This window comes from Azospirillum sp. TSH64 (assembly GCF_003116035.1).
GTDB lineage: Bacteria > Pseudomonadota > Alphaproteobacteria > Azospirillales > Azospirillaceae > Azospirillum.
In genome coordinates this window covers 4,772,477-4,783,200 of sequence record NZ_LGQW01000015.1, presented here as the reverse complement: position 1 = coordinate 4,783,200, position 10,724 = coordinate 4,772,477, and the positions used below count along the sequence as shown (strand labels likewise).

The 10,724-nt window shown below is 68.5% G+C and carries 9 protein-coding genes and 1 pseudogene; 7 read left to right on the top strand and 3 right to left on the bottom strand.

The window, feature by feature from the left end; genetic code table 11:
• Together TSH64_RS23030 and TSH64_RS23025 are read left to right on the top strand one after the other, a co-directional pair.
• Positions 1 to 163 (top strand): annotated as a pseudogene (locus tag TSH64_RS23030) (electron transfer flavoprotein subunit alpha/FixB family protein); the annotation flags it as partial.
• A gap of 37 nt (positions 164 to 200) precedes the next feature.
• Entirely contained in the window at positions 201 to 2,021 is a 1,821-nt protein-coding gene (locus TSH64_RS23025; protein ID WP_109448551.1) for an acyl-CoA dehydrogenase C-terminal domain-containing protein, read from the top strand.
• Here TSH64_RS23025 and TSH64_RS23020 read toward each other — a convergent pair.
• Positions 1,963 to 2,622 (bottom strand): pseudouridine synthase, encoded by a 660-nt coding sequence (locus tag TSH64_RS23020; protein ID WP_109448549.1) that lies wholly within the window; start codon positions 2,620 to 2,622, stop codon positions 1,963 to 1,965. The two genes, TSH64_RS23025 and TSH64_RS23020, sit on opposite strands and share 59 nt — an antisense overlap.
• 79 nt (positions 2,623 to 2,701) lie before the next feature.
• Here TSH64_RS23020 and TSH64_RS23015 point away from each other — a divergent pair, with 79 nt between their 5' ends.
• The gene (locus TSH64_RS23015) at positions 2,702 to 3,628 is read left to right on the top strand and encodes a glyoxylate/hydroxypyruvate reductase A (RefSeq protein ID WP_109448547.1); all 927 of its coding nucleotides are present in this window, start codon (positions 2,702 to 2,704) and stop codon (positions 3,626 to 3,628) included.
• Between the two features lie 24 nt (positions 3,629 to 3,652).
• Here the strand turns inward: TSH64_RS23015 and ubiB are convergent, their stop codons facing one another.
• Together ubiB and TSH64_RS23005 are read right to left on the bottom strand one after the other, a co-directional pair.
• On the bottom strand, positions 3,653 to 5,191 hold the full coding sequence (gene ubiB / locus TSH64_RS23010; protein ID WP_109448545.1) for a 2-polyprenylphenol 6-hydroxylase: 1,539 nt from the start codon (positions 5,189 to 5,191) through the stop codon (positions 3,653 to 3,655).
• A gap of 6 nt (positions 5,192 to 5,197) precedes the next feature.
• On the bottom strand, positions 5,198 to 5,974 hold the full coding sequence (locus tag TSH64_RS23005; RefSeq protein WP_109448543.1) for a class I SAM-dependent methyltransferase: 777 nt from the start codon (positions 5,972 to 5,974) through the stop codon (positions 5,198 to 5,200).
• A gap of 487 nt (positions 5,975 to 6,461) precedes the next feature.
• Here TSH64_RS23005 and rpmI point away from each other — a divergent pair, with 487 nt between their 5' ends.
• From rpmI to pheT, 4 genes are all read left to right on the top strand, one after another.
• Positions 6,462 to 6,662 carry a 50S ribosomal protein L35 gene (rpmI, locus tag TSH64_RS23000; protein ID WP_012975158.1) on the top strand — a complete coding sequence of 67 codons (201 nt, stop codon included), beginning with the start codon at positions 6,462 to 6,464 and terminating at the stop codon, positions 6,660 to 6,662.
• 35 nt (positions 6,663 to 6,697) lie between these two features.
• Positions 6,698 to 7,069, top strand: a complete 372-nt coding sequence (gene rplT / locus TSH64_RS22995; RefSeq protein ID WP_098740681.1) for a 50S ribosomal protein L20 — start codon at positions 6,698 to 6,700, stop codon at positions 7,067 to 7,069.
• Between the two features lie 136 nt (positions 7,070 to 7,205).
• Positions 7,206 to 8,273: a phenylalanine--tRNA ligase subunit alpha gene (pheS, locus tag TSH64_RS22990; RefSeq protein WP_109448541.1), complete on the top strand. Its 1,068-nt coding sequence runs from the start codon at positions 7,206 to 7,208 to the stop codon at positions 8,271 to 8,273.
• 12 nt (positions 8,274 to 8,285) lie between these two features.
• Positions 8,286 to 10,697 (top strand): phenylalanine--tRNA ligase subunit beta, encoded by a 2,412-nt coding sequence (pheT, locus tag TSH64_RS22985; RefSeq protein WP_109448539.1) that lies wholly within the window; start codon positions 8,286 to 8,288, stop codon positions 10,695 to 10,697.
• Positions 10,698 to 10,724: the final 27 nt, after the last annotated feature.

Below are 10,724 nucleotides of genomic sequence, written 5' to 3'. Positions count from 1 at the left end.
CGTCGGCATCTCGGGAGCGATCCAGCATCTGGCCGGCATGAAGGACAGCAAGGTGATCGTCGCCATCAACAAGGACGAGGAGGCGCCGATCTTCCAGGTCGCCGACTACGGCCTCGTCGCCGACCTGTTCAAGGCCTTGCCGGAGTTGCAGCAGGCCGTCTGACACCGTTGATTTCCCCGTTTACCCGAAGAGGTCCCCCATGGCCGCCGCCGCGATCCCCTACACCCCGCCGCTGAAAGAGATCCGCTTCGTCCTCGACCACCTCGCCGGCATGGCCGACGTGGCGGCTCTGCCGGGTTTCGAGGATGCCAGCCCCGACATGGTGGACAGCATCCTGGGCGAAGCGGCGAAGATCGCCGAGAATGTCCTGGCGCCGCTGAACCGCATCGGCGACGTCCAGGGCGCCCGGCTCGATGCCGACGGCATCGCCCGCACGGCGGAGGGCTGGGGGACGGCATGGCAGGCGCTGGTCGAGGGCGGCTGGAACGGGCTGCCCTTCGACCCGGCGCGCGGCGGCATGGGGCTGCCCAACCTGCTGAACACCGCGGTGCAGGAGATGTGGCATTCCGCCAACATGGCCTTCGCGCTCTGCCCGATGCTGACGCAGGGGGCGGTGAACGCGGTTCAGCTCTATGGCTCGGACGCGCTCAAGGACCTCTATTTGCCCAAGATGATCTCGGGCGAGTGGACCGGCACCATGAACATCACGGAGCCGCAGGCGGGCAGCGACCTTGCCGCCACGCGGTCGCGCGCGGTGCCGAGCGGCGACCATCACCTCGTCACCGGGCAGAAGATCTTCATCACCTACGGCGACCATGACCTGACGGAGAACATCGTCCATCTGGTGCTTGCCCGCTTGCCCGACGCGCCTCCGGGCGTGAAGGGCATCAGCCTGTTCGTCGTGCCGAAGTTCCTGGTCAATCCGGACGGCAGCCTGGGCGCCCGCAATCAGGTGAAGTGCGTGTCGCTGGAGCACAAGCTGGGCATCCATGGCAGCCCGACCGCCGTGCTGTCCTTCGGCGATGAAGGCGGGGCGACCGGCTTCCTGGTGGGCGAGCCGAACCGCGGCCTGGAATACATGTTCGCCATGATGAACCATGCCCGGCTGAACGTCGCCATGCAGGGCCTGTCGATCGCCGAGCGTGCCTATCAGCAGGCGCTGGCCTATGCCCGCGACCGCGTGCAGGGCAAGCCGCTGGGCTGGGCCGAGGGCCAGTCGAAGGGCATCGTCAATCATCCCGATGTCCGCCGCCTGCTGATGGGCATGAAGGCGCGGATCGAGGCGATGCGCGGCATCCTCTACACCGCCGCCGCCGCGGTGGACGTGGCGCACCACCATGCCGACGAGGCCACCCGTGCCCGCGCCGCCCTGCTGGTCGATCTGCTGACGCCCATCGCCAAGGGCTGGTGCACCGAGACCGGCCAGCAGCTGGCGTCGGACGGCGTGCAGGTTCATGGCGGCATGGGCTTCATCGAGGAGACGGGGGCCGCCCAGCACCTGCGCGATGCCCGTATCACCACGATCTACGAGGGCACGACCGCCATACAGGCCAACGACCTGATCAACCGCAAGCTCCTGCGCGACGGCGGGGCGACGGCCAACGGGCTGCTGGACGAGATCGCGGCGCTGGGCGGCGAGCTGTCCGGACATGCGGACGAGGCGTTGCGCGTCACCGGGGCGGAGCTGACCGCCGCGGTGCAAGAGGCTAGGCAGGCGGTGGCCTGGGTGCTGACCGCGGCGAAGCAGGACCCGCGCCTGCCGGCCGCGGCGTCGGTGACTCTGCTGGAGCTGATGGGCGTGGTCGCCGGCGGCTGGCAACTGGCCCGCGCCGCCAAGGTGGCGGCGGAGCGGCTGGCGCAGCGCGATGCCGACACCGCCTTCCTGTCGGCCAAGCCGCTGACCGCCCGCTTCTTCGCCACCCATGTGCTGCCGAAGGCGGCGGCGCTGCGGGCGACCGTCGTCAACGGCTCCACGAGCGTGATGGCGCTGAGCGAGGAGCAGCTGTTCGGCGCGGCTTGACCGGGCCGCGCTTACCGGTTGGTGCCGGGGTCTTTGGCCCCTTGTCGGGTGTCGCGGGCGGTTGGGGGACCTCCCGCCACTGCCCCGGTGCCAGCCCGTCCAGCGTCCAGTCGCCGATGGCCCAGCGGATCAGCCGCAGGGTGGGGAAGCCGACGGCCGCCGTCATGCGGCGGACCTGCCGATTGCGCCCCTCGCGGATGGTGAGCGCGATCCAGCTGGTGGGGATGGCGGCGCGGTAGCGCACCGGCGGGTCGCGCGGCCACAGCGACTCCGGCTCCTCCATCCGCCGCACCTCGGCCGGCAGGGTCGGGCCGTCCTTCAGCGTGACGCCGCGGCGCAGCGCCTCCAGCGCCTCGTCGGTCGGCACGCCTTCCACCTGCACCCAGTAGGTCTTCGGCATCTTGTTGGCCGGCGAGGCGATGCGGGCGATCAGCGGGCCGTCGTCGCTCAGCGCCAGCAGCCCCTCGCTGTCGCGGTCGAGTCGGCCGGCGGCATAGACGCCCTTCACCGGCACCAGCTCCGCCAGGGTTGGGCGGCCCTGGTCGTCGGTGAATTGCGGCAGCACGCCATAGGGCTTGTTCAGCAGGATCAGGCGTGGCACGGGCTTGCTTCCTTGCGGAGTTCGGGAAAGGCGCTATCGTTCGCACCCCAACAGCAATCTAGATAGCAGGGGTTCGGCCGTGACGCTTCTGTTCTGCTCCGCCAGCGACAGCGCCGAGGATTGGCGCCGGGAAATCGCCCGCCATCTTCCCGGGCTGGAGATGCGCGTCTGGCCCGAGACCGGCGATGTCGCCGACATCGAGGTCGCCGTGGTTTGGAAGCCGCCGGCCGGCATGCTGGCGACCCTGCCCAACCTGAAGCTGATCGTGTCGCTCGGCGCCGGGGTGGAGCCGATCCTGCTGGATCCGACCCTGCCGGACGTGCCGCTGGTGCGCATGGTGGCGGACGGGCTGACGGCGGACATGGCCGGCTACGTCGTCTTCCAGGTACTCTATTGGCACCGGCTGATGGACCGCTACGCCGCCCTCCAGGCCGAGACGCGGTGGGAGCAACTGGACCATCGTCCGGCGTCCGAGGTGACCGTCGGTTTCCTGGGGATGGGCGAGCTGGGGGCGGCGTCGGCCCGCACGCTGCGGACGCTGGAATACCGGCTGATGGGCTGGAGCCGCAGCCCCAAGAGCATCGAGGGGGTGGAGAGCTTCTCCGGTCCCGACGGGCTGGCGGCGATGCTGCCGCAGTGCGATGTGCTGGTCTGCCTGCTGCCGCTGACCGACGAGACCCGCGGCATCATGAATGCCCGGCTGTTCGCCGCCCTGCCCAAGGGGGCGGTGGTCGTCAACGCCGCACGTGGCGGGCATCTGGTCGAGTCGGACCTGCTGGATGCGCTGGAGAGCGGGCATCTGCGCGGTGCCAGCCTGGATGTCTTCGCGACGGAGCCGCTGCCGGCGGACCATCCGCTCTGGCGCCATCCGAAGGTCCGCGTCACCCCCCATGTCGCCGGGGTCACCCACCCGTCGCTCTGCGCCGGGCAGGTGGGCACCGCGGTGACGGCGCTCCGCGAAGGCCGGCCGATCCCCAATCTGGTGGACCGCAGCCGGGGTTATTAAGACCCTTTGGCGCCGTCCCGGCCCTTACAGCATCTGGACGGCGATCACCGCCAGCAGGGCCGCGATCACCCACAGGGCGGCGCGGTCCGAGCGGCGGCGGGTTTCCCAGCCGTTCAGCATCTGGCGGACGGTCTGCGGGTGCAGGCGCACGCCGCCTTCCGAAATGTCGCGTGTCACCCGCTCTGCCTCGCTGACCAGGGCGGGGATGCGGCGGACGGTGGACAGGATGGCGCCGGCATCGTTGATGAACTGCGCCTCCGGTCCGCGGTTCTCGCGCATCCACTCCTCGATCAGCGGCCGGGCCAGCTCCCACATGTTGATGTTGGGATTCAGCAACCGGCCGACGCCCTCCGCCGTCAGCATGCTCTTCTGAAGAAGGAGCAGTTGTGGCTGGGTTTCCATCTCGAACTGTTCGGTGACGGCGAACAGCTGGGCCAGCAGCCGGCCGACCGAGATGTCGGCCAGCGGCTTGTTCTGCAACGGCTCGCCGATGGCGCGGCAGGCCTGGGTGAAGATCTCGATGGACTGGTGGCGCGGCACGTAGCCGGCCTCGAAATGCACGACGGCGACCCGGCGGTAATCGCCGGTCAGGAAGCCGATCAGCATGTCGGCGAGGTAGTAGCGCGTCTCGCGGTCCAGCCGGCCCATGATGCCGAAATCGACGGCGGTGATGGTGCCCTGTTCATTGATGAACAGGTTGCCGGGATGCAGGTCGGCGTGGAAGAAACCGTCGCGGAAGACCTGGTTGAAGAAGCTGGCCGAGGCCATCGCCAGGATCTCGTCGCGGTCGAAGCCGGCGGCGGAGATGCGGGCAGGCTCGTCCACCTTGAAGCCGCGGATGCGCTCCAGCGTCAGCACCCGGCCGCCGGTGCGCTCCCAATCGACCTTCGGCACGTTGAAGGTGACGTCGTCCTTGAAGTTCGACGCCAGCTCCGACGCGGCGGCCGCCTCCATCCGCAGATCCATTTCCAGCCGCGAAGTGCGGGCGAAGGTGTCGACGATTTCGGTCAGGCGCAGCCGCTTCAGCCTGGGCAGGACCCATTGGGCGAGCGCCGCCAGCCGGTAGAACAGGTCGATGTCGCGCTCGAAGGCCTGCTCGATGCCCGGGCGCAACACCTTGACCGCCACCTCCTGCCCGTCGGCGGTGACGGCGAAATGGACCTGGGCGATGGAGGCGGCGGCGACCGGCTTGTCGTCGAAGCTCTGGAACAGCGCCTGGACCGGCTGGCCGAACTCCGCCTCGATGATGGCGCGGGCCTGATGGGCGGGGAAGGGCGGCAGCTTGTCCTGCAACTCGGCCAGATCGACCGCCATCCGCTCGCCGACCAGATCGGAGCGGGTGGAGAGCAGCTGGCCCAGCTTGATGTAGGTGGGGCCGAGTTCGGCCAGCGCGCGGGCCAGCCGTTCGCCCTCGCGGCCGGGCACGCCCTTGCGGGCGACCCGGCGCCACAGCCAGAGCAGGCCGGGGGCGGTGCCGAGCAGGCTGGTGGGCAGGGCGTCGTGACGGGCGACCGTCCGGCCGATGACGGCCATCCGGATCAGGTTGCGCAGGATGCGGAACACGGGAGCTTAAATCCGCCAGCCGGAATGGATGGCGGCGATGCCGCCCGACAGGTTGCGCACCCGCACGGCACCGAAGCCGGCCGCCTCGATCCGCCTGGCCAGATCGGCCTGCTGCGGGAAGCGGCGGATGCTCTCGGCCAGATAGCGGTAGCTCGCCTCGTCCTTCGCCACCACGCGGCCCATGAAGGGCAGCACCTGGAAGGAATAGACGTCGTACAGCTCGCGCAGCACCGGCAGCACGACGTGGCTGAATTCCAGGCAGTAGAACTTGCCGCCGGGCTTCAGGACCCGGTGGGCCTCCCTGATCGCCTCGTCGATGCGGGTGACGTTGCGCAGGCCGAAGGCGATGGTGTAGGCGTCGACCGAGCGCGGGGCGATGGGCAGCCGTTCCGCGTCGCCGACCGTCCATTGCACGCCGGACAGGATGTTGCGGTCGACGGCGCGGTCGCGCCCGACCCGCACCATCGCCTCGGTGATGTCGCAGACCACCGCGGCGCCGCCGCCCTTCTTGAGGAAGCGGAAGGCGATGTCGCCGGTGCCGCCCGCCACGTCGAGCAGGGTCATGTCCGGCTTCGGCGCCACCATCTCCATCAGCGTGTCCTTCCACAGCCGATGGATGCCGCCCGACATCAGGTCGTTCATCAGGTCGTAGTTGGTCGCCACGCTGTCGAAGACGGCGCGGACCAGCCCGGACTTGGCGGACGGATCGACGGGGGTGAAGCCGAACCAGTTGCCTTCGGCACCGGACGCGGGTTTTTGCGGGTCGGGGATGCGGTCGCTCATGGCCGGGAAGATAGCGCGGGCAGGGGCCATGCGCCAGCGGGGGCGTGCAATGCGGAAGGCGCTGCGGCGAATGGCGTAGGGCGGATGGGGGCGCCGGCCGGGAGGTGTCTGCGATGGAACGGCGTGGAACAGTTTTGCGTGTCTGTTCCACGGGGTGCGGTTGGGCGGTGGGCCGGCGACCCGGTGGGGGATGGAACAGGGTGAAACAGTTTTCGGCCGATGTTCCATCTGCTGCTCCCGCAAAATGGGTAGGTGCTAAATCCTAACATGAGTGCGGGTCGAGGAGGAGGATGTCCGGCAAACCATGCGGCTCCCGATCCTAAGTCTTGCCGCTCATCCCGCGACCCACTCCCACATCCCCCTTGCATCCAGCCGTCCCCGCGCGTATAAGCGCAGCCTTCCACGGGCGGCGAGGCTGGGCCGGAAGGCTCAGGGCATGCCCACCCGTCCGTTGGAATTCCGCCTCATTTCCACCCAGGAAACGAAAATGCCCAAGCTGAAGACGAAGAGCGGCGCCAAGAAGCGCTTCAAGGTGACCGCCACGGGTAAGGTCCGCGCTCAGGCCGCCTACAAGCGCCACTGCCTGGAACAGAAGTCCCCGAACATGAAGCGCAACGCGCGCGGCATGATGACCCTGTGCGACTCCAACGCCCGCACGGTGCTGAAGAACTGGCTGCGCAACGCCTGATCTCGGCACATCTAGAATTTCGGAAGGACTGAACCATGGCTCGTGTTAAGCGCGGCGTCACGACGCACGCCCGTCACCGCAAAATCCTGAAGCTCGCCAAGGGCTACCGGGGTCGCAACTCCAAGAATTTCCGCATTGCGGTCGAGAAGGTCGAGAAGGCGCTTCGTTATGCCTACCGCGACCGCCGCAACAAGAAGCGCGATTTCCGCGGCCTGTGGATCCAGCGCATCAACGCCGGCGTCCGTCAGTACGGCCTGACCTACTCGCGCTTCATCAACGGCATCAAGCTGGCCGGCATCGAGATCGACCGCAAGGTCCTGTCCGATCTGGCCGCGCGCGAGCCGGAGGCCTTTAAGACCTTGGTGGACCAGGCCCAGGCCGCGCTCGCCTCCAAGGCCGCCGCGTAACGCGCCTCGCGTTCCCCGAACTCAAGGGAACGCTTGCCGTCACGGCGTCAGTTGTAAGAGAAGGGAGCCGGGCCGCTGGGCCGGCTCCCTTTTTCTTTTTGCACCGTTTTCTTCCCCACGCTTGCCGGGAACCGCCATGCTCGACGCGCTGAAAGACGAACTTCTGTCGCAGGTCAACGCCGCCGCCGACCTCTCGGCGCTGGACGAGGTGCGGGTCTCCGCGCTCGGCAAGAAGGGGCGCATCACCGGCTTCATGAAGGAGCTGGGGAATCTCACGCCGGACGAGCGCAAGGAGCGCGGTCAGGCGCTGAACGCGCTGAAGGACGAGATCGCCGCCGCCATCGACGCGCGCAAGGCCGACCTCGCCGCCGCCCACCTGAAGGCCCGGCTGGAGGCCGAACGGGTCGACGTCACCCTGCCGGTCCGCCCGGAGACCGAGGGACGCATCCACCCGATCAGCCAGACGATGGACGAGATGATCGCCATCTTCGCCGAGATGGGCTTCTCGGTCGCCGAAGGGCCGGACATCGAGGACGATTTCCACAACTTCACCGCCCTGAACTTCCCGCCCGGCCACCCGGCGCGCGACATGCACGACACCTTCTATCTGCCGGATGCCGGCGATAAGAAGATGCTGCTGCGCACCCACACCAGCCCGGTGCAGGTCCGCACCATGCTGAACAACAAGCCGCCGATCCGCATCATCGCGCCGGGGCGCACCTACCGCTCCGACTACGACATGACCCACACCCCGATGTTCCACCAGATCGAGGGGCTGGTCATCGACGAGGCGACCAACATGGGGCACCTGAAAGGCTGCCTCGTGGAGTTCTGCCGCGCCTTCTTCGACGTGGACGATTTGCCGCTGCGCTTCCGCCCCAGCTTCTTCCCCTTCACCGAACCGTCGGCGGAAGTCGATATCGGCTGCTCCCGCAAGGGCGGCGAGCTGAAGCTGGGCAATTATGGCGACTGGCTGGAGATCCTCGGCTGCGGCATGGTCCACCCGAACGTGCTGGAAGCCTGCGGCATCGACAGCACCCGGTACCAGGGCTTCGCCTTCGGCATGGGGGTGGAGCGCGTGGCGATGCTGAAATACGGCATCCCCGACCTGCGCACCTTCTTCGAAGCCGACCTGCGCTGGCTGAAGCATTACGGCTTCGCCGCCCTCGACATTCCCAACATCGCCCACGGCCTGACGCGCTAAGGAGCCGGACCCATGAAGTTCACGCTGTCCTGGCTGAAGGACCATCTGGAGACCGACGCCTCGCTCGACCAGATCACGGAAAAGCTGACCGCCCTCGGGCTCGAGGTCGAAGGCATCCAAGACCGGTCGAAGGAGCTGGCGCCCTTCCGCGTCGCCCATGTCGTCTCGGCCGAAAAGCACCCGGACGCCGACAAGCTGCGCGTACTGATGGTCGATACCGGCGCCGGCACCCTGCAGGTGGTCTGCGGCGCCCCGAATGCGCGCGCCGGCATGAAGGGCGTCTTCGCGCCGGAAGGGACCTATGTCCCCGGTTCCGACATCACGCTGAAGAAGGGCGTCATCCGCGGCGTCGAGTCGAACGGCATGATGTGCTCCAAGCGCGAGCTGAAGCTGTCGGACGAGCATGAGGGCATCATCGAGCTGCCGGACGACGCGCCCATCGGTGCCGCCTTCGCCGACTATGCCGGGCTGAACGATCCGGTCATCGACATCAACCTGACGCCCGACCGCGCCGACTGCGCCGGCGTGCGCGGCATCGCCCGCGACCTCGCCGCCGCCGGCATGGGCACGTTGAAGCCGCTGACCGAGGGGCGGTTGAACGCCACCCCGGTTCCCGGTTCCTTCAAGAGCCCGATCGGGGTCGAGATCGAGTCGCTGGACGCCTGCCCCTATTATGTCGGCCGCTACTTCCGCGGGGTGAAGAACGGCCCGTCGCCGCAGTGGCTGCAGGACAAGCTGACCGCCATCGGCCTGCGTCCGATCTCCATCCTGGTCGACATCACCAACTACATCACCTTCGACGTGTCCCGCCCGCTGCATGCCTTCGATGCCGACAAGGTGAAGGGTGGCATTGTGGTCCGGCTGGCGCGCGAGGGCGAGACCCTGGCGGCGCTGAACGGCAAGGAGTACCCGCTCGACCCGGCGATGACGGTGATCGCCGACCATGAGCGGGCCGAGGCGCTCGGCGGCATCATCGGCGGCGAGACGTCCGGCTGCACCGAGGAGACGACCAACGTCTTCCTCGAAGCCGCGATTTTCGACACCGTCCGCACCGCGCAGACCGGCCGCCGGCTGGGGGTGGAATCGGACGCCCGCTACCGGCTGGAGCGTGGCGTCGATCCCGCCGCGGTGGTCGAGGGGATCGAGCGGGCAACCCGCCTGATCCTCGATCTGTGCGGCGGCGAGGTGTCGGAGATCGTGACGGCGGGGGCCGAGCCGGAGTGGAGGCGCACGCTGACTCTGCGTCCGGGCCGCGTCGCCGCGCTGGGCGGCGTCGAGCTGCCGCGTGAGCGCCAGGAGCGGATCCTGACCGACCTTGGCTTCTCCCTTGAGGGCGAGGATGCCGAGGGCCGTCTGGTCGTCGGCGTTCCGTCCTGGCGCGCCGACGTCCATGGCGAGGCCGATCTGGTCGAGGAGGTGCTGCGCGTCCATGGCTTCGACGCCATCCCGGCGACGCCGCTGCCGCGCGAGACGGTGCTGACCCGCCCGGCCCTGACGTTGAAGCAACGCCGCGTCGCGCTGGCCAAGCGCACGCTGGCCGCCCGCGGCCTGTCGGAGGCGGTGACCTGGTCCTTCCTGTCCGGCCCGGTCGCCGCGCTGTTTGGCGGTGGCGAGCCCGGCCTGCGGCTGGTCAACCCGATCAGCAGCGATCTCGACGTCATGCGCCCGTCGGTCCTGCCCAACCTGATCCAGGCCGCCGGCCGCAATGCCGACCGCGGTTTCGCCGACGTGCGCCTGTTCGAGGTCGGGGCGGCCTTCCGCACCCCGGCGCCGGACGGGCAGGATACGGTCGCCGCCGGCATCCGCGCCGGTGCGGCGGTGCCGCGCCATTGGTCGGAGAAGGCCCGCGGGGTCGACGTGTTCGACGCCAAGGCCGATGCGCTGGCGGTGCTGGAGGCGGTCGGCGCCCCGTCCGCCAACCTGCAGGTCACCGCCGATGCGCCGGGCTGGTACCATCCCGGCCGGTCCGGCGTGCTGCGACTCGGGCCCACCGTGATGGCCCGCTTCGGCGAGATCCATCCGTCGGTGCTGGACGCGCTGGGCGTCAAGGGGCCGGTCGTCGGCTTTGAGGTGATGCTGGACGCCGTGCCGCTGCCCAAGAAGAAGGGCGGCACCGCCAAGCCGATGGTCCAGCTCTCCGCCTTCCAGCCGGTGGAGCGCGATTTCGCCTTTGTCATCGACCGCAAGGTGGAGGCCGACAAGATCCTTCGTGCCGTCAAGGGTGCCGACAAGGCGCTGGTCAAAGATGTCGCAGTCTTCGACGTCTATGAAGGGCCGGGAGTGGGTGAAGGCCGCAAATCGGTCGCCGTGTCGGTCACCTACCAGCCGACCACCGCAACCCTGACCGACGAGATGATCGAAGCCGTCGGTCAGAAAATCGTCGCGGCGGTGGTCAAGGCGACCGGAGGAAATCTTCGCGCTTGAGAAAAACCCTCAAGGGTTGAAATTACC